Source organism: Pseudobacteroides sp. (assembly GCF_036567765.1).
In the GTDB taxonomy this organism is placed as follows: domain Bacteria; phylum Bacillota; class Clostridia; order Acetivibrionales; family DSM-2933; genus Pseudobacteroides.
In genome coordinates this window covers 1-23,709 of the sequence record NZ_DATCTU010000102.1, presented here as the reverse complement: position 1 = coordinate 23,709, position 23,709 = coordinate 1, and the positions used below count along the sequence as shown (strand labels likewise).

20 protein-coding genes are annotated in these 23,709 nt (G+C 36.5%); 10 read left to right on the top strand and 10 right to left on the bottom strand.

Features of this window, described 5'->3' with window-relative positions:
- Positions 1 to 81 precede the first annotated feature (81 nt).
- From tyrS to VIO64_RS16140, 3 genes are all read left to right on the top strand, one after another.
- The gene (tyrS, locus tag VIO64_RS16150) at positions 82 to 1,308 is read left to right on the top strand and encodes a tyrosine--tRNA ligase (protein WP_331920092.1); all 1,227 of its coding nucleotides are present in this window, start codon (positions 82 to 84) and stop codon (positions 1,306 to 1,308) included.
- A gap of 173 nt (positions 1,309 to 1,481) precedes the next feature.
- Complete coding sequence (locus VIO64_RS16145) at positions 1,482 to 1,943, top strand: helix-turn-helix transcriptional regulator (protein ID WP_331920090.1); 462 nt, start codon at positions 1,482 to 1,484, stop codon at positions 1,941 to 1,943.
- A 283-nt stretch (positions 1,944 to 2,226) separates the two neighbouring features.
- The gene (locus VIO64_RS16140) at positions 2,227 to 3,273 is read left to right on the top strand and encodes a carbohydrate binding domain-containing protein (RefSeq protein ID WP_331920088.1); all 1,047 of its coding nucleotides are present in this window, start codon (positions 2,227 to 2,229) and stop codon (positions 3,271 to 3,273) included.
- On the opposite strand, the gene VIO64_RS16135 is transcribed toward VIO64_RS16140, so the two are convergent.
- The 6 genes from VIO64_RS16135 to VIO64_RS16110 form a co-directional block, all read right to left on the bottom strand.
- A complete protein-coding gene (locus VIO64_RS16135) occupies positions 3,270 to 4,154 on the bottom strand; it encodes a tetratricopeptide repeat protein (RefSeq protein WP_331920086.1) in 885 nt (294 codons plus the stop codon). The two genes, VIO64_RS16140 and VIO64_RS16135, sit on opposite strands and share 4 nt — an antisense overlap.
- Positions 4,138 to 4,608 carry a hypothetical protein gene (locus tag VIO64_RS16130; RefSeq protein WP_331920084.1) on the bottom strand — a complete coding sequence of 157 codons (471 nt, stop codon included), beginning with the start codon at positions 4,606 to 4,608 and terminating at the stop codon, positions 4,138 to 4,140. The genes VIO64_RS16135 and VIO64_RS16130 overlap by 17 nt, the downstream gene beginning before the upstream one ends.
- A 29-nt stretch (positions 4,609 to 4,637) precedes the next feature.
- Complete coding sequence (locus VIO64_RS16125; RefSeq protein WP_331920082.1) at positions 4,638 to 5,003, bottom strand: polymer-forming cytoskeletal protein; 366 nt, start codon at positions 5,001 to 5,003, stop codon at positions 4,638 to 4,640.
- A gap of 83 nt (positions 5,004 to 5,086) precedes the next feature.
- The gene (locus VIO64_RS16120) at positions 5,087 to 6,019 is read right to left on the bottom strand and encodes a M23 family metallopeptidase (protein ID WP_331920080.1); all 933 of its coding nucleotides are present in this window, start codon (positions 6,017 to 6,019) and stop codon (positions 5,087 to 5,089) included.
- Between the two features lie 511 nt (positions 6,020 to 6,530).
- Complete coding sequence (locus VIO64_RS16115; protein ID WP_331920078.1) at positions 6,531 to 8,576, bottom strand: papain-like cysteine protease family protein; 2,046 nt, start codon at positions 8,574 to 8,576, stop codon at positions 6,531 to 6,533.
- A gap of 340 nt (positions 8,577 to 8,916) precedes the next feature.
- The gene (locus tag VIO64_RS16110; RefSeq protein ID WP_331920076.1) at positions 8,917 to 10,200 is read right to left on the bottom strand and encodes a HAMP domain-containing methyl-accepting chemotaxis protein; all 1,284 of its coding nucleotides are present in this window, start codon (positions 10,198 to 10,200) and stop codon (positions 8,917 to 8,919) included.
- A 264-nt stretch (positions 10,201 to 10,464) separates the two neighbouring features.
- Between VIO64_RS16110 and VIO64_RS16105 the strand changes: the two genes are divergently transcribed.
- Together VIO64_RS16105 and lysA are read left to right on the top strand one after the other, a co-directional pair.
- Positions 10,465 to 11,169, top strand: a complete 705-nt coding sequence (locus tag VIO64_RS16105; RefSeq protein ID WP_331920074.1) for a TrmB family transcriptional regulator — start codon at positions 10,465 to 10,467, stop codon at positions 11,167 to 11,169.
- 1 nt (position 11,170) lies between these two features.
- Positions 11,171 to 12,430 (top strand): diaminopimelate decarboxylase, encoded by a 1,260-nt coding sequence (gene lysA / locus VIO64_RS16100; RefSeq protein ID WP_331920072.1) that lies wholly within the window; start codon positions 11,171 to 11,173, stop codon positions 12,428 to 12,430.
- Between the two features lie 4 nt (positions 12,431 to 12,434).
- Here the strand turns inward: lysA and VIO64_RS16095 are convergent, their stop codons facing one another.
- Positions 12,435 to 12,773 carry an arsenate reductase family protein gene (locus VIO64_RS16095; protein ID WP_331920070.1) on the bottom strand — a complete coding sequence of 113 codons (339 nt, stop codon included), beginning with the start codon at positions 12,771 to 12,773 and terminating at the stop codon, positions 12,435 to 12,437.
- 265 nt (positions 12,774 to 13,038) lie between these two features.
- On the opposite strand from VIO64_RS16095, the gene VIO64_RS16090 reads away from it, so the two are divergent.
- A complete protein-coding gene (locus VIO64_RS16090; RefSeq protein WP_331920068.1) occupies positions 13,039 to 15,336 on the top strand; it encodes an MASE3 domain-containing protein in 2,298 nt (765 codons plus the stop codon).
- Between the two features lie 67 nt (positions 15,337 to 15,403).
- Here the strand turns inward: VIO64_RS16090 and VIO64_RS16085 are convergent, their stop codons facing one another.
- The gene (locus VIO64_RS16085) at positions 15,404 to 16,525 is read right to left on the bottom strand and encodes a hypothetical protein (RefSeq protein ID WP_331920066.1); all 1,122 of its coding nucleotides are present in this window, start codon (positions 16,523 to 16,525) and stop codon (positions 15,404 to 15,406) included.
- 565 nt (positions 16,526 to 17,090) lie between these two features.
- On the opposite strand from VIO64_RS16085, the gene VIO64_RS16080 reads away from it, so the two are divergent.
- From VIO64_RS16080 to VIO64_RS16070, 3 genes are read left to right on the top strand one after another with little or no spacing between them, the layout of a single operon-like run.
- Positions 17,091 to 17,702 carry a hypothetical protein gene (locus VIO64_RS16080; protein ID WP_331920064.1) on the top strand — a complete coding sequence of 204 codons (612 nt, stop codon included), beginning with the start codon at positions 17,091 to 17,093 and terminating at the stop codon, positions 17,700 to 17,702.
- Positions 17,703 to 17,717: 15 nt separating this feature from the next.
- On the top strand, positions 17,718 to 18,413 hold the full coding sequence (locus VIO64_RS16075; RefSeq protein ID WP_331920062.1) for a hypothetical protein: 696 nt from the start codon (positions 17,718 to 17,720) through the stop codon (positions 18,411 to 18,413).
- Between the two features lie 2 nt (positions 18,414 to 18,415).
- Entirely contained in the window at positions 18,416 to 19,852 is a 1,437-nt protein-coding gene (locus tag VIO64_RS16070) for a hypothetical protein (protein WP_331920060.1), read from the top strand.
- Between the two features lie 180 nt (positions 19,853 to 20,032).
- Here VIO64_RS16070 and VIO64_RS16065 read toward each other — a convergent pair whose 3' ends face one another.
- Positions 20,033 to 21,520, bottom strand: a complete 1,488-nt coding sequence (locus VIO64_RS16065) for a flotillin family protein (protein WP_331920058.1) — start codon at positions 21,518 to 21,520, stop codon at positions 20,033 to 20,035.
- 47 nt (positions 21,521 to 21,567) lie between these two features.
- Positions 21,568 to 22,212 (bottom strand): serine protease, encoded by a 645-nt coding sequence (locus VIO64_RS16060; RefSeq protein ID WP_331920056.1) that lies wholly within the window; start codon positions 22,210 to 22,212, stop codon positions 21,568 to 21,570.
- 607 nt (positions 22,213 to 22,819) lie between these two features.
- Here VIO64_RS16060 and VIO64_RS16055 point away from each other — a divergent pair.
- Complete coding sequence (locus tag VIO64_RS16055; RefSeq protein ID WP_331920054.1) at positions 22,820 to 23,437, top strand: hypothetical protein; 618 nt, start codon at positions 22,820 to 22,822, stop codon at positions 23,435 to 23,437.
- The last annotated feature ends 272 nt before the right edge of the window (positions 23,438 to 23,709 follow it).

Sequence of the window (23,709 nt, the reverse complement as noted above, 5' to 3'; positions counted from 1 at the left end):
AAATATAGAGAAATATAAAGAAATAAAAATCTATCTTTGATTTTAATAAATACATATGATTTCGGGAGGACTTAATAAACTATGGATGTTAACGAGCAGTTAAGGATTATAAAAAAAGGTGTTTTCGAATTAATCAGTGAAAACGAGCTTTTGGAAAAACTAAAAAAATCACAAAAGGAAAATAAACCTCTTAAAATAAAGCTTGGTCTTGACCCCACAGCACCGGATATACATTTAGGTCACACCGTTGTATTAAGGAAACTGAAAGCATTTCAGGATCTTGGACATCAGGTAATAATAATAATCGGTGACTATACCGGAATGATCGGGGACCCTACAGGCAAGTCTGAAACCAGAAAGCAGCTTACAAGGGAAGAAGTTCTTAAAAATGCAGAGACATATAAAACTCAGATATTCAAGATATTGGATAGGGAGAAAACTATTGTAAGATTTAACAGCGAATGGCTTGCACCATTAAACTTTGCGGATGTCATAAAGCTTGCTGCCAAATATACTGTTGCGAGGATGTTGGAGAGGGAAGACTTCAAAAAAAGGTTTACCACCAATCTTCCGATATCAATTCATGAGTTTTTCTATCCTTTGATGCAGGGCTATGATTCTGTTGAGCTTGGAGCAGATGTTGAGCTTGGGGGAACAGACCAGAAGTTTAACATTCTTATGGGCAGAACGCTTCAGAAGGAATATGGCAAGACTGACGTTCAAATAGGCTTGTTTATGCCAATACTTGAAGGTACAGATGGCATCAAGAAAATGAGTAAAAGCCTTGGAAACTATATAGGTATTAATGAAGAGCCTAATGACATATACGGCAAAACAATGTCAATACCCGACGAGCTTATTATAAGATACTATGAACTTGTTACAGATGTTCACCCGGATGAGATAGAGTCTATGAAGCAGCAGATGAAGGACAATGCTGTTAATCCAAGAGATCTTAAGATGAAGCTTGCCAGAGAAGTAGTAGAGCTGTACCATGGAAAGGAAGCTTCTCTAAAAGCTGAAGAGCATTTCAAATCTGTATTCCAAAAAGGTGCAGTGCCTGAGGATATCGAAGAAGTTACGGTAAATTCTTCAGAGCTTACAGACGGGAAGATATGGGCACCAAAGCTTCTTACCATAACAGGACTTGCTCCTTCAAACAGTGAAGCGAGAAGGCTCATTACACAGGGCTCCCTTAAGATAAATGAAGTAAAATTCGATCAGGCAAACGCAGATATAGAAATAAAAGATGGTGATGTAATCCAGGTTGGAAAGAGGAAATTTGCAAAACTTAAAATCGATAAATAGAATCAAGCTTTATTAACATATAGATACCGAACTGTAAAACTAGTTATATACAGTGAGCGGAATCGCCGAATAAGGGCTATTCCAAGCGAACTGATATATAACTTTACAGTTCGGTATCTATAGAAGCAGCTGTATACTTCGACATTATTATGGGTGTGGGAGGGCTTAAGTTTATGGAAATAAAAGTTGGAGAGATAATCAGGTTAAAAAGGGAAGAAAAAAGTTACGGGCTCACTGATTTTGCAAAACTGGTGGGAATATCGCCAGGTTATCTGTCCCAGCTGGAAAATGGCCATAAAGTTAATCCAAAACTGGAAACCATACTTAGAATAATCAAAGAGTTGGACATTGATATTGATATGCTCCTTGGCCTTGAAAGGGAAGGAGAAAATGTAAATATCAGGATTCCATCCCTTCTGAAGCTGGTATTAGCAAAGGACAGGAACTATAAGGTGATGGAGGACAAGGATATCTTAAAGAAATTATGCAGTATTATAGATAAGGCATTAGAAAGTAAATATCTGGTTGAAGATCAAGATCTATATTCCTTATTTCTTGAGGATATTTACATACAGATCGAGACTATACTCAAAAGGTATATGGCCCTACAGATAATTAAATACAATGTGGAGTAGCATTGTAAGTATAACTCAATAGAACATAAAAGACATTTCCTAAGGGAGTGTCTTTTTTAATGTCTAAGAAATTATGATGTATGCTACACCATAATTTCTCACCACAACCATCAAAGTTGACAAAATCATTTCATGATTTTGTTTATGTTTAAGAAATTACTGTGTATTTTTGAAGGTTATTCTTGCCAAATCTAAGTATGTTTTATATAATTAAAGTATGCGGTGTAAATCATTGTTGACGCCGCAATAAATAACTCAAGGGAGAAAAAATGGAGGGATTCGTATGATTAAGAAGATATCATTGATAGGGGTGGCTTTATCCGTTTTAGTAGGAGCAAGTGTGCCCGGTAATGCTCGTGAACTGCTTGAAACCACAAACTTTAATAGTGGGATAAGCCTTCCCTGGAATCTGATTGAAAGTGATGACAGCTACGCGAACTCATCTGTTGAAGACGGTAAATATGTAATACATATGAATGAGAAGGGAGTAAATCAATGGGACGTTCGAATCTCTCATAAAGGATTTTCAATTAAAGAGGGATACAGGTATAGAGTTAAATTTTCAATAAATTCAACGAAAGATACTAAAATTTATGCTAAGGTTGGTGATCGTGGTGAGCCTTATGGTGAGGTATGGAATAATAATTGGAATCCATTTACCATTAGGGCAAATCAAGCACTTACTGTGGAACAACAGTTTACTGCCTATAGAACTTGTAACGATGCCGAGTTTGCCTTTCATCTAGGAGGTGTTCTGGCAGGATCTGTTCCGCTTGATATACAACTTATTTCTGTGTCGCTGGATGATGGTACTCATATTGAGCCAACCCCAACACTCCCTATACCAACGCCAACACAGCCTATACCATCACCAACCCTTTTACCGGGAATTTGTGTGGCAACTATAAACCCCAGCTTTTCGTTTACTAATAAAGATGTGCTAAAAGGCTTCCGTATTTCAGGGCGTGATGGATTATATAACAATGGAATTGATGATAATGGTGTTATACGTGTTCCTAATACATCAAACGGTCTATCACGTTTTACCATATCAAAGCCCGGTTATTTAAGCCGTACAGTAGATCTGCTTATAGGTACTGCCCAAAATCCTATTGATATGTGGGCGGGAGATATAAATGGAGATAATCGGATAAATATGGCAGATGTAATAAGTATGGTTGAAGGTTTTAATAGTATAAAAGGCAATGCTGAATATAGCAGCATTTGTGATTTTAACCAGGACCAGTGTATTAACATGGCAGATGTCATGATTCTGGTCGCTAATTTCGGTAAAACAGTAAATGACTATCCGGTATATAAGGCCTATTAACTCTTTTGTATTTTCTTCTCAAGGAGTTTTCTTACAGGTATGGTGGTCCATGTATATATTGCATAGCATAAATAAATTATTGCAACAATTATAAGGGCTGTGTCAAGTTTGAGGAACCTTAATGTGAAGAGTATTATGATGAATGCCAGCCAAAGGACCTTGGGACCACCTATCTTTTCTACCATTTGAATAGGCTTGAAGTAAGGATTGGAATCCACAATCAATTCCTGAAGCAATTCCAGAAGATCCTTATTTGTAGGATCCATTAAGTAAGCCTGCCTGATTGCTTCACGGGCATCCTTGGAGTTGCCTGAGATTAATTGGGATATGCCCAATTTTGCCAATTTTGCAAGGTCATTATCTGAGGATGACATATAACGCTGCAGTGCATCTGCATGGGCTGTTTTATTATTTGTGGACAGGTTATACTTGATATAAAATGTAAGGGCAGCACCGTTATACGGGTCTAATCTTAAGGCTTCATTTACAAGTTTAAATGCTTTATCCTGATGACCCGTTTTAAACATCAATTCACCGTAATCGGCAAGTACATCCGGGTTGTGAGGATTTGCCGCAAGTGATTCAAGATAATGCTCCTCCGAGTTTATATAATCATTCTTATCATACAGGATTTTTGCCAAGAGATGATGGCAGCGGCTTTTTTCAAATCCATGCCCTAATGCATCTTTACACAAGTACAGGGCCTCATCATTTGAGTTCTTTTGGTGGAGACATACAGCTTTTAAAAACAATAGCTCGCCATTATTTGGAGCCGATGCAAGAAGGCTGTTTATTTTACCTATTGCTGAATCTATCCTGTTTATTTCAAGTAGATGGTATGCCTCTTCCAGGCTTAATAAAAATTCATTGTTGAAGGGCATAGGCAACAAATACACCTCCGATCAATAGCATTATTTCGATTGCAACACCTATAGCTATCCATTTAAGGGCATCTTTAAGAAGAGGAGTGACTATACCTCCATTTAATATGTGCTGATAGAACTTTGGTTTCATGGTAAAATACATAAATAAATAAAACACGACGTCGGCTATGCGGATCCCTAGTCTCATATCCCTGGAACTTATATGAATCGTCTTGGATAAAATTAAAGCAGCAAATATAGCCTTTGAAACAAGTATAAAGATGCCTATGATATAGAACAGGTTTATTTTTTGACTTTTAACACCAAGCCATCGTGCATTTCTTGAGCCTAAGACTGTTATAGGTATAACTCCGCCGAAAAAAGCTACATAAAACAGCTTGCTTATATCATACGACTTTGTCTCACTAACTCCATTTGTCTTAAGCGTTGGATTAAAAAGGCTTTTATCCATACCTTGTTACCTCCATATGTGGGGGATTACTATTTGCTATTAGTCTTTGCATCTTTCATTGTACATTTACCGTTAAAAACTCCCCCTTCATCAGCTATAAAGCTTTGAACAGTTATGTCGCCGTTGATTTTGGATGTAGATAAGAGTCTTAAGATACCGTTGGCTTCGATGTTCCCGTCAACTGTTCCTGCATTATGTATGTTGTTGGCGTTTATGTTTCCTTTCACGCTGGCTTCTGAGCCTATGTATATATCGCCATTTACAGCAAGATCCCCAATAACTTTTCCATCAATCCTTATTGTACCGTCGGACTTAATGTTTCCTTCAAAAACCGAGCTTGCACCTATTAGGGTATCAAACTTGTCAATTCCGTCAAACTCCTTTTTACCAAACATTTTGGGCCTCCTTTAAAACATGGATTATTATTGCAAAATCACTCTGTGATCTTGTTAGTGCCTAGGAAAATATGGTGGTTTTATTAATCAAGGTATTTTAATGGGTCAACAGGTGTGCCGTTGATTCTTACTTCAAAATGCAAATGGGGTCCTGTGCTTCTTCCTGTGCTTCCAACTCTGGCAACTAACTGCCCCTTTTTTATTTTCTGGCCTTCTTTGGCTACTGCTGCAGAAATATGCCCGTATAGTGTGGTTAAACCGTGACCATGTGAAACAACTACCGCTTTGCCGTAACCAGGCATAGTGCCTGCAGTTATTACAGTGCCTTCTGCAGCTGCCAGGATATCGGAGCCCCAGTCAGCAGCAATATCAATGCCGGCATGGAAACGCTCGGAGTAATTGAAAGGATCCTCCCGCTCTCCAAATCGGGAACTGAGCCTGCCTTTTGCTGGCCATAGCGTTGGGATGGTTGCAGTATACTTTTTAAGCTTATCCTCTATTTCGGCCAACCCGGTTATATCCTTTGTTTGATTACTATTCTCGTTTATTAATTCATCTAAATTGTCCTTTAATACTCTTATGTCATCAACAAAGGTCCTTTCAGTTCTGTCCCCCGACCTGTTGGTTTTGCTGCCCGGTTCATCAGATAAGTATTTTTCTGCCATATCCTTGTATCTTTCGGTAAATTGGTTTATTTTGTAATTAATTATTTTTTCTCGTTCCTCTAGACTTTTAATAGCATTTGCTTTCTCGCTAATCATGTTTTTCTGATCTATATTAAGCTTAGAAAGATTTTCGATGTTGGATTCCAGTGATTTTTTGTGATTGGATAAATTGATGTTTATTACGATAAGACCTGAAATAAAAATTATTAGTACAGCAACTAGCAAAGAAACTTTCAGATAGAAGGACGAAATCTTTATAACCCTCACTCTATCCTGGGAATGAGGTATAAGCATGATTGATAAATACTCTTTATGCTTTTTTGTTTTGGCCTTTCTCATTTCCGACTTCATACTAAACTCCAATATTCAAGCTTTTAATAATTTTAAATTTCAAAATTTGACTTTAGCTTTTTTTATTATACACTAAAACTTGATAAAATTATACTTTATTTGCAACATTCCCTTCAATATAAAGAATATTCTAAGCAAAACCCTCAATTTTGCTTCTAAATATAAAATAAGTGAATTACATTTTTAAAATTGGTAATACTCCCAAAAGGGGAAATAAATCTTCAGGAATGGAATAAAAAATAATTAAGGCGTATAATTAGTATTGGATGTATAAACTGGTAAAAATTCTGGTATAATTTTACTATGGCTAACTGATTCTATTATTTTTAATTGTCTGATTTTTAAATAATGTCCCTGGTGGGACTTTTCTTTTTTATGGGGATGATGCCTCCATATTAAATGGTATATCAAAATCCAATATGATTTTGCAATTTTGATAATTTCCTAAGCAAGAGCAATAAAAAGCCAGCTGGGATATTCCGCAGCTGGCTGTACACGTAATTATATCGTTCTAATTTCTTGTAACCTTTATTGTATAATTTCCTGTAATATAGGGTGATGAATGTTTTACCTTAACATAGTAGGTTCTTAGTGAATTGTCATTAGTGAAATTGATTTTAAAGTTACCGTTTGCACCACTGCTGTTGTCCTGGCCTATAAGGTTGAATTCACTGTACCACACTTCACTTCTATTTGCTATATATGGATCCTGAATAGGTATTGAACCCTTGTAAACTTCCCCATATGTATCTGTCATACCAAAGGTTTCAACAGTGTAGTTGCCGGGATATGCTCCTATCTTGTACCAATCAACGTCACCTTCATTGTCTATTGAAGCAACTTTTTCAACATTTATATCAATAATATCAGCAGAAAAAACTGTATCATTAACTTCTTTTTCACCATTTGCTGCAGGAGTTGGAATATAGCAAACACTCTCGTAGAAAAGGAATTCGTTAAAGTTAATTGCATGTTCCTGACCATCCCATGGGTCATTATAGATCACAAATGGGCCTGTTACCCCATCTTTCTGATACATATAACCTTTACCCACTATACAATGATTATCTATAAGAAAGGCTATGGGTGAATTCATATCAATAGCTTTCACAATATCATCGAAAGGATATGCTCCAAAAACACTTGAGAACTTTTTTGGAGTTATATGTCTTGCTGAATAACCTGTTATGTATCTTTCTATGCCTTCTGATAGGGTAGACATAGTATTTGGTTGGTTAAACTGGTAGGAATAAGAATTTGGATAAATATATTTAGCAATTTCAACAGTACGGTTTATATTGGTGTTATTGATATAGGAACTCACCATGGATGCACTTGTTGCCCAGCATAATAAACTGTAAGGCTGCTGGGTCTGGTATACAAGTGGCAGAGTTTTTCCCCTGGTTACACTGATTGTATAATTTCCTGTTGAACCATTGCTATCGGTTACTTTTATATAATAAGCTATGTTTTTCTGAAGCTGCATTTCCAGTACACAGTTTTCTACTGCATCTGTATCACTGGCCAAAAGCTGTCCACTGCCGCTATAAACCTGTCCTGTTGTATTATTGAAGCCCTTGGTTTCAATCCTGTAGTAGGCTGTTTGAGAAGCAGTAAATCTGAAATAGTCTACATCAGAGGATGAGTTTATTTGTGCAGTATATGGAGTTCCGGCACTTAGCACATAGGCTGAATTGATTGAATTTCCCTCATTATCATAAGAAATGGTTTCCTGAGGAATGGAAACAACAAGATTATAATCACCGCTGTTAGCACTTGAATCCCAATGTGTAACCTTTATATAATAAGTGGTAGATGCCGACAGATCATATGTGATACTAAAGTTTCCGCTGCCGTAATCATCATTAGTGGTAAGATATTGCTTGCTTGCGGGACGCATTATACCTGTACCGATTCCGTTATTATCATAAAGATACCCTACTGTATCGGTGGAACCAGTGGTTTTTATAGTGTATGTTCCGCTTATCCGTGGAGTAAACATGTAATAGTCTTCGTCAGCAGGCTGGTTAATTGCTCCGGAAATGGAGACTGTCTTTGTATTGTTTGGTAGAATATTGGCAGACAGGAATGAGCTGTTATATTCTACTTCAGTTATGGTTATTCTATTTGGCTTTAACGGGATAATGCTGATTGTATAGCCGGCCTTTGACATATCATATGTGCTATTGCATTTGAGTTTTATATAATAGTTGTGGTTTCCTGTTAATTCAGCACGTAGAGTACTATTTGGGGTCTCATCAATTATTTCTCTGGATGGGTTGTATAAAGTTTTTGTTGCAGAATTACCTGACTCTATAGTGATCTCATAAGGTCCTGTGTACATTGGTGTAAAGATAAAATAATCCTCATCTATCACACTGTCTAAGTTACCGATAATTTTTTCGTTGTAGTTACCATATTTGTCAAGAGGTGTTGCTGACTCAAATGTGTCATTTAGCTCACATTCATACATAGCTGCATAGCCTGATATGCTGAAAATGGCAATTACAAATAAAACTACTACGTATGTAGTTAAAAATTTACTTCTTTTGTTCATACTAATCCCCCATTCTTTTGTTTGTCTGATTATTAGCCCTACAATTGCATCGATGCATTTTATTTAATACCTTTGCTATATTAAAAGTGTTAATAATCTTACATTTGGCGGAGCAAATAACGAACGGGTTAACGGGATTTGCGACAGACAAATGTAATAGATTAATCACTTTTAATGTAGATAAAGGGATTAACATAATATTAACACAAAAAGTTTACTTTAAAAAGCATAAAAGTAAAAAATTATCATTATGTTATAAATTTGTTGTGTGATAAAAAAGCAATAAAATTCCCCCTACCTTGCATAAACAAGATAAGGGGAGCCTTTGTCGATGTAAATATTAAATCTTAAACTTCTTTACTTCAAGTGTGAGTTCATCGGCCATCTTGGATAATCCTGCTGCAGCTTGTGCCACAATCTCAATTGATGCCAGCTGTTCCTGACCGGAAGCAGATATTTCCTCCGAGCTTGCTGCCGATTGCTGTGCTACTGAGGCCATATCCTGAGTCTGGGTTGCGATTTCTTTTGATCTGGAGTCAATGTTTTGAAGCATCTCTGCGGAGTGTTGTGAACGTTTTACTATATCTTCTACAGCCATCTTAATTTTATCAAAAGCATCTTTTGTATTATTTACGGCTTCAGCCTGGGAATTGACAGTTACTTTTGATAAAGCCATGTTTTCAGAGGTCTGTTTGCTTTTTTCTGTAGTTTCTCTTATGATTGTTGTTATTTCTTTTGCAGCGGATGCTGACCCCTCAGCCAGCTTTCTGATTTCTTCCGAAACGACGGCAAAACCTTTTCCTGCTTCTCCTGCTCTAGCAGCTTCTATTGCTGCATTGAGAGCCAAAAGATTAGTCTGTTCCGTTATAGATGTTATTACATCAACAATGCCCTCAACTTTTGCAACCATTTCACCTAACTCATTGATGGAATTGCCAACCTCGTGTGTAATATTAAAATTCTCACGCATTCTTTCCATAACCAGATCAACCGCACTCTGACCTAGTCTGACCATCTCCAGTGATTTAACAGCGTTTTCAGCATTTTCCGAAGTAGCTTGATTAACTCCATCTATAGTATTTACAACATCTGAAATTGTTTGGCTCGTGCTATTGACGATTTCTGCCTGGTGGTTATTGCCTTCTGCGATTTCATTTATTGTTAGTACGATTTGGTTTATGGTTTTTGTATTTTCATCTGCGGATTCGCTTAATTCCTTTGAATGTAGTGATAGATTGTTTGAGATATGTGTTACTCTTTTTATAAGGTCACTCATTGATTTTCTGGTTTCCCATAAAGCCTTTGCCATGGCTCCGCACTCATCTTTGCTATTTAATGTTTTTTTAAAATCATTGTTTTCGGACAAGTCTAGCTGAGCCATTCTCTTGGCAGCTTCAGTTAATTTGACTATTGGTTTTGATATATAAATTCCAATTAAGTATGATAAACAGGCACCGATTAACATTGAAGTCAGCGTACCGATTAATACAGAAAAAGGAATAGCACTTCTGTCAGAAGCAGATCCCTGGCTTCCCATTATAGATGTTACAATGGATATTGTTAATGCAATAATCAGCGAATTAATTAAAGACAAGATAACAATTTTTGTGGATATCTTTTTCATAGATTATCTCCTCTGTACTTATTGTTATAAATATAGTCTGAACTACTTACCATGCTAAATCTATCGGTATTTTAGATAATATCCATAATAAGAAATTGATAATTATCCTTAGGTTTATTGGCTACACTTTTTAACATAGTAAATATAAAAATAAATCCTATGTATTAAACAATGCATTGACATATTACTTGAATATGTAGTAACATTATAGTGGTAGTAAATAATACTACCATAATAGGGCGATGATATTGCTATAATTGGGTGGTGATAGATATAAATCTAATTCAAAGCCTTATGGTAACAGGACTTACGAGACATGAATCCGAATTGTATGTTGCACTTTCAAGGGAGGGTGAGCTTACTGGGTATGAAGCAGCAAAGGTGACAGGCATTCCAAGAGCCAATGTATATCAAGCACTGGCTGCACTTGTTGAAAAAGGCGGTGCGTATCTGGTTGAAGGAAGTGTTCCCAGATACACTGCGGTGCAGGTTGAGGAATATTGCAAAAATGTGGTAGACCACATAAAAGAAGTAACAGAAATAATTAAAATGGAATGCCCCAAAGGCCGTAAGCCATATGAGCCATATATAACAATAAGTGGCATTAAGCACATACTGGATAAAATGAAAAACATTATTGGAGAGGCAAAGGAAAGAGTATATATTTCAATGACTGACAAAGAATTTGATTATATATCAGATGAGTTGGAAAAGGCAATAAAAAGGGGTGTAAAGGTTGTAGCTATAGCATCAGGAAAGCTTGATATAAATGGGGCTATAGTCCATTATACTACCAAGGCTTCAGGACAGATAAGGCTTATTGCTGATTCAACCGAGGTGCTTACAGGCTGCATAACAGGAGGTGACCAGGACATCTGCCTATATTCAAAAAATAAGCCGTTGGTTGAGCTGGTTAAGGATTCTTTGAAAAACGAAATACAGATTTCAGAGCTAAAAGGGGATAAATAATATGAATAATGACAATATGGAATTTGATTACAATTTTTATAACAACATTGATTTGAAGAGAATTTTGGATAAATACGGAAGTCCCTTATATCTGTATGACGAAAAGACCCTTAGAAAAAACTGCAGAGAAATGAAAAATCTTATAAGATATCCGTGGTTTGTGGCTAACTACTCAATAAAAGCAAACTCAAATATTGAGCTTTTGAAGATTGTCAGGGATGAAGGGTTGAATGCAGATGCAATGTCTCCAGGTGAGATTTATGTGCTTTTGAAAGCGGGCTTTAAACCTTCTCAAATCTTCTACGTCGGAAACAATGTATCAGCGGATGAAATGAAATACGCTGCAGCAAATGGGGTTCTTGTCAGTGTGGATTCATTGTCTCAGCTTGAAACTTATGGTCAGATCGGTAGAGGTGGCCGGGTTTCCATAAGGTTTAACCCGGGAGTAGGAGCAGGTCACCATGAAAAGGTGGTTACGGCAGGTAGCAATACAAAGTTCGGAATTGACAGCACTCTTGTTAATGAGGTAAAAGAAATAGCTGAAAAATATTCTTTAAAAGTTGTCGGAGTAAATCAGCACATAGGCTCATTGTTTTTAGAGGGAAAGCCTTATATTGAGGGGGTTAAGTCACTTCTTCACATTGCTTCAGCATTTGATGGCTTGGAGTTTGTTGATCTTGGGGGAGGTTTTGGAATACCTTATAAAAAACAGGATAGCCAAAACAGGCTTGATCTTTCTTATTTATCACACGGGCTTGAAAAGGTAATCCTGGAGTGGATGAAGGCCTACGGCAGAGAGGTTCAGATAAAAACAGAACCTGGAAGGTATGTTGTGGCTGAAAGCGGAGTTTTACTTGGAACGGTATATAGTTTAAAAGTAAACTACGGAAGAAGGTATATAGGGACAGATATAGGCTTCAATGTACTTATGAGGCCTGTCATGTATGACTCATATCATGAAATTGTATTCTTCAGGAATGGTAAGCTGTTGACCGGTGAAAAAAGAAGTATTGCCACAGTTGTGGGAAATATTTGCGAAACAGGTGATGTATTGGCAAAAGACAGGTTGCTTCCTGATGATATACAGGAAGGCGACATTGTTGCTGTTTTGGATGCAGGGGCATATGGATACTCAATGTGCTCAAACTACAATTTAAGGCTAAGACCGTCTGAAGTACTCATATGTGAAGACGGATCAGACAGGCTTATAAGAAAAAGGGACACTTTGGAGGACCTTATAGCAGGCTATGATATAAAGTGATGACTTATACCCAATCCTTCCATATTTCCGGCTTGTATCCAACAGTGGCTTGTTTTCCATTCCTTACTATAGGCGATTTATAGAGCTTGGGATTTTTAAAGAGCACTTCTTCAGCTACTTTTCCAGTCCCAAGCCTCTGCATGTTTAATGCAGTATATTCCTTGCACTTGTCATTTATTAGATCTGTCAGCCCGACAGCTTTCTTTACACTTTCAAATTCCCCTTTGCTAAGTCCGTATTTGGCCAGGTCTACAAGCTGATAGCTGATGTTCCTCTCCTTGAAATAGCGTTCAGCCTTTTGAGTATCGAAGCATTTTTTTAAAGCATATATCTGTATGTTCATATACTTACCTTTCTTAATTTATACAAAAAGTATAAAAATTCAGTTGTTTTTCTAACTTAGCTTTAATCCCTTATTATATTATGATTATACCAGCTGTATTAAAGGTGTTGTCAAGGTTTATATTTCCACGCATGTTGGACATATATTAAAGCATATGTTATAATTTTGAAATGCAAGAAATGTATTCATAATGTAGCTTTTTATAGTTATTTGTGTATTAATTATCGTAAAAATAAATGAGCTTAATTTTACCAGGGGGATTAAATTGGGTACAGAACAAAATGACCGATTGAATAGTAAAGTATCAATAAAAACCTTAATTATTCAGTATTTATTTACCGTTGCAGGATCAATCCTTTTTGCTGTGGTTTTACATACGGTACTAATAAAATATTTGGATATTTATCATTCGGCATTGGAACTAAGCTGTGTTTTTATCTCAATATCCACTTTCTTTGCAGCATGGTTTACCTATAATAACGGTACTACGGGAATATATATTTTAGGATTTGGTTATCTTGCAGTTGCACTCTTTGATGCTCTGCATACTTTGTTTTACTTCAAATTAAATCTAAATTCACATTCATTCTTTGATCTATCGACCTGGTACTGGGTACTGGGAAGATTTGCTGAGGCAGTAATACTATTGTTGTCGGTGCAGTCATTCAGGATTAGGCTTAATAAGTGGCTGGCACTATGTATTACATTAATAATAGCTTCAGGTGTATCGGTTTTTTGTATAGTATATCATGATTATTTGCCCATACTTCTAACTGAACAAGGAATTACTCAGGTAAAATTAATAATGGAAATTGTTATAATGTCCATACTTATGTTAGCAGTGTATTTTACAAAAAATAAAGTTTCCGGCACAGGAATAGTTACATATAAATATATTTTCGTATCACTGATTCTCACAATATCAGCAGAGTTTTGTTTTGTTTTATATATTACAGTGGAGTCTACAATATGGACCATAGGACATGTTTTAAAGATTGCGTCTTATTTCTATCTCTTTAAAGGAATATACATTTCCACCGTTACTTATCCGTATGAAAATCTTGAAGATGAACACATAAAGCTGGATAATGCATATAAGAAGCTGGATGAGGCACATATACAAATAAAAACTATCACAGAAAACCTCAACAGCACTCTTGATGCACTTCCTATAGCAGTGCTTAAGTGTGGGTTTGACAGAAGAATTATATATGTAAACAGGATGTTTGAAGATGTTTTGGCGTGTGATAGAAATAAATTATATGGTTATTTTCTGGAAGATGTACTAAAGGAATTTGGGGGAGAAAGGCAAGACGAAAAATTTCTTTTAGATGAATTAATAAATAATAAAGTTGAAGGTAACCAGATTATGTGGATCTGTCAAACAGGAAGAGGCGATATTGTCAAGCTTTCTGTGACAGCTCAGAGAATCGGCAGCGGTATTTTGGTTCTTATAAAGGATGCGAAAAGGGAGCAGGAACTCGAGAATGTTCATCTTCAAACACAGACTATATTAAACGCAATAAGCAACAGCGTGCTTATGATAGATAAGCATAGGAAGATTATATTGCACAATAAAGCCCTCGAAGAGGTATTTGAGATAGAAGATAAAAGGATCAAAGGTATGGATCTGGATGAATTAAATAAACTAGTAGATTTCGACTGCGATAATTTCTTCGATATGGCACTGAGAGGAATTGAAGATAAACAATACCATGAGATTGCTGTGAAGTCTATGAAAGGTAATAGGAAAGAGCTTCTCATGTATTTTACACCGATTAAAAATATTGAGGGAGAAATAATCGGAGGGATAAGTGTAGGCACAGATATAACTGAGATTAGAAAAGAGCAGCAAAAAATGATACAACAGGAAAAACTTGCGTTATTGGGCCAAATGGGTGCTGGAATAGTGCATGAAACCAGAAATTACTTAACAACAATAAAAGGCCGCTGCCAGTTAATCGATATGCTTTCCCATGATAAAACGATTAAAGGCCATACTGCAAAAATAAAAAGTAATATTGAAGAGGTGAACAAAATAATAAGTGAATTTTTATTTTTGTCAAAGCCTAGAGAAGCTCAAATGGAAGAGGTTTCCTTATGTGATGTATTCAAATCAATTAAAGCCATGATTGAGGCATCCTCCCTTGTTAAAGGAGTAGATATTGATTTCAATTTGTCTAATGAAGAAAGGTATTTATATTGTGATGAGTCACAGCTAAAGCAAGTTATGCTAAATATTTGTAAAAATGCTATTGATGCAATGGCAGAAGTAGAATCAGCAAAACTTAAGATAGATACAGGGTATAATGAACAGACAAATGAGATGGTTATACAAATTTCAGACAATGGAAAAGGCATATCAAAGGAAGACTTAAAGAAAATAGGCACCCCCTTCTTTACAACTAAAAAGAGCGGTACAGGGCTGGGATTGAATGTATGCCACCAAATAATCAAACAACATAGCGGAAATATTGACGTTCAAAGTGAATTAGGCAAGGGTACAACCTTTACAATAACTTTACCCTGTATAGAGGATGATGAAGAATTTGAGGCTGTATGATACTAAAAGGGGCTTTAATCAAGCCCCTTTTAGTCAGTATTTATAATCACTATTAATATAAATCGTTTTATTTGTTATAAAACATATTTGTTGATCTTGTATTGCCAAACTGTGCATATATCCTGCAGTTATCAAATTGTGCAGAGTTTGGAATTATTAAGGCACCGAAAGCACTTGTAGTTCCATTTACTGAATTCCATTTAGGAGTGGAGCTTGTATCGCTAATTGAAGAGTAATAAACTGTAACTGGTGCATTTGCAAATGCGGATGTAACAATAAGATCCTTATTTGCGTTAAATGTTAATTTGCTGGTATCTGCATATTGTGTTGGCAAAATATTTGATAATGTATTGTTTACTTTAGCCTGAAGTTGATAGTTTACATAATCGTTAGCGTATATATTGACCTTTGCAAAACCGAAGACATCTGTTGAGCCGGCTGAATGGGTATTTATGACTCTGCGTTCCAGCGGGCCGACAACGATTTCGCCGCCTATACCTTCATAATATGATATCGTAATTGGGGCACCCGGAATGTCTGTAAATAAAAACAGTTCAAAGTTATTATTTGGGTTCTTAATGATCTCAATTGAGCTGTGTGACATCAAAACCGGGTTTGATTTAACCTTACCTATTGCTGATTCAATAGATACGTTTTTAGAATATTTAAGTGTGGTAACCTCAAGAGTTCCATTGGCATCGGTATAACCGGCAAGGCTTTGCTCAATAATTTCAGGGCTGCTGGGGCCCGGAACAATCCTGCTGATATTTCCGCCATAGTAGGTCAAATAAACAGCTTGATTTGGTAGGTTGGAAGTTATTGTTAGAGCAGCGGAGCCGTCTTTTTTAGTTGTTTTAACGTATAGTGCTGTAGTTGGAGTAGGTGTAACAGTGGGTGTTATAGCAGATGTTGAAGTAGGTGTATATGTGCCTGGGTATGTTGGTGTTGCAGTGGTAGTTACCTCCCCCTTGACATCAGGATAGTCCTTGGTTGAGGTATTAAAATGCTTTGCAATAATTACAATATCATTCATATTAACAACATTATCCATATTCAAATCACATTTCTCATCAAAACCATTATAACCAATGCTTAGATTAAATGATTTTGCCAGATTTATTATATCGGACATGTTAATAACACCGTCCTGAACTCCGTTTTGCATCATATCTCCGGCCCAAAGAACCAAAGGTTCATCCTTGCTTCCGAGCTGTACCGATGACTCTACATTGTTAAGGTTAATCTGCCTTGTAAGGTAGTTGTCTTTGGAAATTTCTATTGTAAAGGCAGACTGGCTTTGCGTTACAATATTTAGTTCGAAATATCCGTTTATGTCTGTTATGCATAGAGTACTGTTGTCTGCCGGTTTAACTTTGTAACCTGATTTACTTGCCTGATTTGGAGTATAAAAATCTGTACCTACATAGCCGGATATTTTGTAAATCCTTTCCTTTTCTAGTACTGCATTTGCAATAATCGGCAGTGATGTTGAAATAAATACTAATATGACTGTTGCTAGAAATTTGTTTCTAAAGTTTGTGTTAATAATAAACGCCTCCTCTGGTAAATATATTTTTCACGACAACAAAATAGGTTCTAAGTTGTTGTATTGACAATTATAATACGTTGTATAGTTTAATTGTTATGTAGGGAATTTGTATAAACTATGTAAAGTTGGCTTATATTTATTTACACGGCTTAGACGGGACTGATAAAATATATATATATTAAAAGCAATAAAAGGGGGCCAAATAATGGCAAGAGAGCTTCAATTTAAACTTGGAGATCAGTTGTATTCCTTTTCCCCGGAAAAGGTGGACAGAAAAAAGATATACGGGTGGACGGAAACATTGGCTTTAGATGATGATGGAAATGAATGCAAGCTGGTTAGTGTTGATGAATCAGGAACAGCTATAATTCCCAAGGGATGTATCGGCTTAGGTATTTTAAGCCAGTCCAATGAATGGGTTGACAGATCTTCACTTGTTGCAGTAGATGATGACGGCAATCCTGCAAGTCTTTTACCTTCAAGCTTTTCCGGAGAGATAGAATTGAAAGAAACAGTGACTATAGAGGAATTTCTGGACTATCAGATAACAACAGTCTATGAGCTTTACGGATCAGATGAAAGACCGGATTTTATCGAGCAAATATCAGATGAAATATATACCTTTACATTCAACTACCGTGACGGATATGAGGGCAATCAGGCATTTATACTTCAAAATGAAGGGAAAGCCTTTGTTTTGGTTGGGGCACCCTGTGAATTTGCCTTTATTGGTCTTGAACAAGCGGGATACCTGGAGGAAGTGGAAGAGGATGAAGAATTCTCAGATGAACTAGGTATCGACTTTAGCATGATGTAAGGAGGATATCAAATTATGAGGTCATTAAATATATCCAATGATAAAAAGAGAGATGCTGTGGTGGGAATGGACAGTACACTGCGAAAGAGCAAAATAAATTATGTGTTAAGTGACGGCACACAGAAGAAAACCGTGAAAATGTTAAAAGGCCTTCTGGAAATCAGTGAAGAAAATCTGACAGGCCGTTATGGAGACCTTGTTAAGCTGGGTGAAGAGATCATAAAGGGTGACCCTGAAATAGACATGGAAAGGACAGGAAGGTTTGTAAGCAAGACAAAAAAACTATACATAGGTAAGGATAATAAAATTGTTTACAGGGTTAATCTGGTTGAAGTGGTAAAAAACCCTGACGGTACCGAGAAAATGAGAAGGGACCTCTTAAAAACAGAAGCCAACATATTAGGAGAGATACCACTCCAATGGACAGGAAAAAGGTTCCCTAAAGACCAGGCTGTTAAAAAATTTGTTTTTACAAAAAAATATCAGATTAAACACGTTAACGGACTTACATATGATTATCTATATGATATGGCAAAGAGCCTTCATGAGTCCAATTCCCTCATGTTTGTCGGAGGGGGTAAAAAGGGTGTAGATCCTGTAGTGTTGACACGCGGAGGAGTACCGTACCGAGGCTTTTTGGAAGGCCGAATTGATGGAGACAAATACTGCCTTATACTCCATCTAACAAATCTGGAATTGAGGGGGGTATAGGTATGGTGTTGGATAAATCAAAGCTGAAAAAAAGCAAGGGCTATTTTGAGGGATCAATTAATGCAGTAGACGAGATAACAGCTAAAGTAGCTGCAGATTATAAGAAAAATGTATGTAAAAACTTTATAGCTATAAATCCTGAACAGATAGATTCCAGGGTAGCAGGTGAGGAATTTTATATTACAAGAAAATATGACGGTGAAATGAGTGTTATATTTTACACAGGCCAAGACACTTTCATTGTAAATACCGGAGGGACTCTGAGATTTGGGCTGCCTTGCACCGAGGAAGCGGGAAGGATTTTGAAAAACGCAGGCATCAGCTCTGCAATAATTCCCGCCGAGCTGTATCTTTGCGAGGACAACGGAAGAACTAGGATTTTTGATGTGCTTTCTGCACTTTCCAAGGAAACGGAAATAGGGAAGCTGAAGCTGGCACCCTTTGATATCATCGAAATTAATGGTGCTTATCCAAAAGTGAAGAATTACAGCGAGATACATGGGAGGCTCTCGGAGATTTTCATTGAGGGTGCCAACGTAAAACCTGTAACATATAAAAAGGCTGCTTCCAAGACGGAGCTTAAAGACGTATATAAAAAGTGGGTTGATGAGGATTGTTCCGAAGGCCTGATTTTGCGGACAGATCTTCCTATTGTTTATAAAATAAAGCCCAAGCATAACATTGATACCGTAATTGTGGGATACACCGAAGGGACTGGGGATTGCAAGGGCCAGATAAGGACACTGCTTCTTGCACTGATGACTGGAGACAATGAGTATCAGATTGTAGGCAAGACAGGAAACGGCTTTAATGATGAGCAAAAGAAGGATTTGCTTAGTAAGCTGTCTGGGCAGGTAATTGATTCGGATTATATTGAGACCGACTCCAATCATGTTGCATTCAGGATGGTAAAACCTGAAACGGTTATTGAAATAAGCTATAATGATGTTTTGTTTGAATCGGGAAACTTAAATATTACCAATCCATTGCTTGAAATAGGCAATGGAAAATATAAGCTTAAGTCATTCAATAAAGGTATTAGTTTTATTTATCCAATATTCGTGAGATTAAGGCCCGATAAGACCGCGGATGAGCATAATTTAAGGCTTTCCCAGCTGTCTGAAGTTACCTATATACCGGAGCTCGGACAGGAGGACGGCGGAGCAGAGCTTCCTAAAAGCGAGCTCCTCTTTAGGGAAGTGTACAAAAAGGAGAGCAAGGGCAAGCTGATGGTACAGAAGTTCATTGTCTGGAAAACCAACAAGGAAGAGATAGATGACAGGTATCCGGCATATGTTATGCATTATACCAATTTCAGCTCGGAAAGAAAGGACCCTCTCCAAAGGGATATGAGAGTTTCCAACAGCAAGGAGCAGATATTCGAGATGCTTGATAGCTATATGACAGATAACATTAAAAAGGGCTGGGTTAAGGAATGATTAAAGAATTACTTCCCCTTGCGAGCGTGTGTTCACGGGCTAAGTGGACACGAAAGCGAGCATAGGGGATGTTATTTCTTTAACATTACTAAGGCAGAATAGAAAATTAAATATTTATATAAAAAAGAGGGCTGCCAAACTAATTTTAGTTTGCAGCCCTCTAACCCTATATCCCGCCGCCTACTCTTTAGTTGCACCGGTTTCTTCAAGAGACTTAAAAATATTTGACTCAGTAACTTTTCCGGTTTTTGCCTGTAAGTCTTTCAAAGAATCTTTTTTCAATAGATCCATAACATTCATCCCTGTTAAAGCCTCAACGGTTTCCGGAAGCTGTGCCATTATGTCGGTTATATATCCGGTAACCTTGGATGCACCTTTTCCGCTGCCATCGCCGCTGCCGCTGTCAACAATTACAATCTTTTCGGTCTTTGCCAAAGGACTTGCAATTGCTTGAGCGATTTCAGGCAATTTTTCAATTATCATCTGAGTGACAGCTGCATCATTGTACATTTTAAATGCTTCTGCTTTTTTGGCCATAGCCAAAGCTTCTGCTTCACCCTTAGCTTTAATAATTTCAACTTCAGCCATACCTTCAGCCCTTTTTGCTTTAGCTTTTGCTTCACCTTCTATTTCGATTGCACGTGCCCTTGCTTCTGCTTCTGCAACTTCCCTATACCTATTTGCATCGGCATTTTTTGTAGCTCTGTAGTTTTCTGCATCGGCCTGCTTTTTAACGGTAGCTTCAAGTTCTTTTTCCTTCCTCATAGCTTCTTGTTCGGCAAGCTCTATTTCTTTTTGTTTTCTGACAATTTCAACTTGCATTTCTGTTTCGGCTACATCTTTTTTTACTACGTTTGCTTTTATATCGTAAGCCAAGTCTGCTTCCGCTTTAGCGGTTTGTTGGTCCTTATTATAGGATTGCACCTTCAGTTCTTTATCCCTGTTAGCCTCTGCGATTTGGGTTTCAGCTTGGATTCTTGCAGCCTCGCCCTCTCTATTTGCTTCCGCTGTCTTGATTTTGGTTTCCTTAGTTGCATTAGCCTCTGCAATTTGAGCATCTCTTTTAACTTCTGCGATTCTAGGCTTACCAAGGGCTTCCAGATAACCGTTTTTATCAGCGATATCTTTGATAGTCAAAACTTTTAATTCCAGTCCTAGATTTTGCAGCTCAGTTGCAGCAACTCCCTGTACATGGGAGGCAAAAGTTTCTCTGTCCTTATAAATCTCCTCAACAGTCATTTTTGAGACAATTTCTCGAAGTTTACCCTCAAGAACCTGTTGAGTTGTTTTGGATATAACAGCCAACATATGATCCATACCTTTTGAAGTGTTGAACTGCTCAGCCGCTGACAGTATTGATTCCTTATCTGACTTGATTTTTACTACAGCAACACCATCAGCGATAATACCAACACCTTGGGATGTTAATGCACCATCAATACGAATATCAATCTGCATGTTTTCCAGGGACATAATATCTGTTCTTTCCAATAAAGGTACAACAATTCCACCGCCGCCGGTGATTACTCTTCTGCCCCTAAATCCTGTGACTACCAATGCTTTGTCCTGAGGCACTTTTCTATACATTGAAAAGAGACTGAATATTAAAATGAAGACTACAGCTACTATTAAAATGGGTACTATTGAAACTAATGAAAAATCTGGCATTTGATCCTCTCCTCTACATAAATTATTTTTTTAATTGAACTGCTGAATTAGATCTCTTCAATTTCTGAAACATAAAAAACACTGTTATCCAATTTGCAAATAACTACTCGTTTTCCCTGTTCTACTGATTTGCCGTCAATGTGCTTAGCCGGTGCTGTATGCCTTATATCGTTTACTACGTATCTTATTTTACCAAAACCGTTTTCTAGTATCGGAGAAATAACTTCGGCAGGCATACTTATCAGAGCTTCTCTTGATACGTCACTTGTGTTCTCGGATTTGTATAAGGGTAGAGCTATATATTTATAGAGTAAAAATGCAACAATTGCTGCTGAAGCTAATGCAATGAAGAATATTAGTACAGCTGCCCAGTTGAAATATTCAGTACCCAATATACCAATTCCACCAAACACAGTTAAAAACGACACGGCAACGAGTGGATTAATTAATATGGAAAACCATGAGAGAAAAGAATGTTGTATACTTGAATGGTGCCCGGAGTGTGCATGGCCATTAACATCGCCTGAATGCCCAGTGTCTCCTGCAACATGTCCTCCCAAATCTCCGTCTAGAGGTCCTGCATGATGTCCAAGGTGTAATGCACCGGATATGCCGTTTATTATAACCGATACAAAAGTGTAAAGTAATCCTACGATAAAAACTATTTTATAGACTATATCCATCGTAAACATTTTCCTCCCCTCATATTAAACATTTTCCTGACTATGCATAGATACCGATTGATAGAGGAATACCACCCTAATTATATCAATAATAATATATTAAGCATATTAATTTTTTATTAATATATCGGTATTTTTATGGAATATATTACAAACAATCAAATAAGTAAGTATGACATTGTTTAAAGAAGTGCCTCTAGATAGCACTAGCACTTTGCGCCGAAGTGTTTAAACAGTGTTAAATCTTTAACATTATTATATTCCTAATTTTAGTAGAAGTTAAGCTTGAATTTCGCTCAAAAGTATATTTTGGGAGCGATTGGGGAACGATTGCTGAAATCTAAATATTCCGGTCGTAACGGGGCTATTATTATCTTCAATTAGCATATGCTTTTGATAACAGTAGAATAGTAGGTTAATTGAATAATTTTTTCATAGGTTATATAATGATTATGTCAATTTACACTTCAATATGCTTTGCCAAATAGAAATATTAGAGATGACTGATATAATCAGGATTGAAGAAATAATTGAGTAAAGCCAGATAAATAACAGATTTTATTGTCGTTACCATAGTTTTGTTAAGGATGCTGTTTAGATGAGGAAGTGATTAGTTTTGGATTTGATTACACTGATTATATGTGTATTCATAAATAAATATATTACTGAAGAATTATTTGAAGAATGGGTTTATGAAAATGATAGTTTAGAGGAATTTTTAGGCAAGAAGGCTTATTTGGAAGTGATTGGAACGAGATTTAATGATATGATAGAAATAGCGAGTTTACGTTTATTTCTAAAGAATTATTTATTTACTGAAAAGCAATTTGACTGTAGTAATATCCATGATGCATTTTGTGAGAAGTGGGCAAACGAAAGGAACTGCGAAGCGTTCGGTAATGGATATCTTTGTTCAGAGAAGAAAATTATTGATATTCTATTCAAGGAATTTAGATACCCAGAAGTGACTGATTATACTACAATAGATTTAAGAGAAGTAAAAACTGAAGAACAACTATTAGAGAGTTTGAGTAAAGGACTTGGATTCTATCGATTTCCTATGCATTGGAACTGGTTTGATGAGTATCTTGTATATTCCAATACCCCAAAAATAGTTACAATAAAGGGAATTGATAATATTAGGACTAATTTTTATGAGTGCTATCATTTTATTATAGATACTTTTGAGAGATTAAAGATAAAAAAGGATAATTTATTAATTTATTTTGAATGAACTAAGTATAAAAATTCCAATAAAACATAAGCTTTATTAACTCATAGTGGGCATATAAAATGAACAATATGCTAGAAAGGAGGATTTTATTGGACTATGTACTTGTAGTACACCTTCTTCTATAAAGTTTATTTTTCTTGAAATTTCTCTTGTTTTCTTAGTTTTTCATAATCTAAACAAAAAGCCTCACACCTACATAACCCATATAAACATAAAAATGACATTTGGTGGTTGTAACAATAAAAGATGTGTCTTTTTACAACTTTAATGGC